The sequence below is a fragment of the Methylobacterium bullatum genome (assembly GCF_014845095.1).
GTDB lineage: Bacteria > Pseudomonadota > Alphaproteobacteria > Rhizobiales > Beijerinckiaceae > Methylobacterium > Methylobacterium bullatum.
Genome location: NZ_NKUG01000325.1, coordinates 1 through 636 on the forward strand (window position 1 = coordinate 1; position 636 = coordinate 636).

Annotated in this window: 1 protein-coding gene; it reads right to left on the reverse strand. The window is 69.3% G+C overall.

From position 1 onward, the window contains the following. Positions 1-636: sensor histidine kinase (locus tag MBTS_RS23460; protein WP_483403783.1), on the reverse strand; the 636-nt coding region annotated here is incomplete at both ends.

Consider the following 636-nt stretch of genomic DNA (forward strand, 5'->3'; position numbering starts at 1 on the left):
GATCTCGATCACCGGATCGAGCAGCCGCGCCTTGTCCGAACCGATGGCCTGAACGGCGTTGCGCACGATGTTGGTGAGCGCCCGCGAGAACTGGTCGGGATCGACCTCCACCTCGACATTCTCGTCGCAGGCCACGCGAATCGTCACCCGTGACGCGCCGTCGAGCCTGGACAGGTCGGATTGCTCGGCCAGGATCGGCGCGAGCTCGACCTTGCGCCGTTGCGGGACGGCCTCGCTCGCCCGGCCATACGCCAGCGTCTCCTCGCAGAAGCGGATCGCCCGGCCGAGAGTGGCGAGGAGGCGGGGGGCGATGCGCTCCACCGCCGGGTCCGACACGGATTCCAGCCGGTCGCCCAGAAGCTGCGCCGTGGTCAGGAGGTTGCGCAATTCGTGGTTGATCTTGCTCACCGACAGGCCGAGTTCGGCGAGGCGGCGCTTCTGGCGCAGTTCGCCGGCCAACGCCGTCTCCATGCGGGCGAGCGCCACCTCCGCGTGACCGATCTCGTCGGTCCGGCGCGACGGCGTGATGATGCGGTCGCTCCCCTGGGGATCGTCGGCGAATTCCGTGATGTTGCGGGCGAGGCGCCGGACCGGGCGCACGATGATCCGCTGCAGCATCAGGAAGACGAGGCCGGC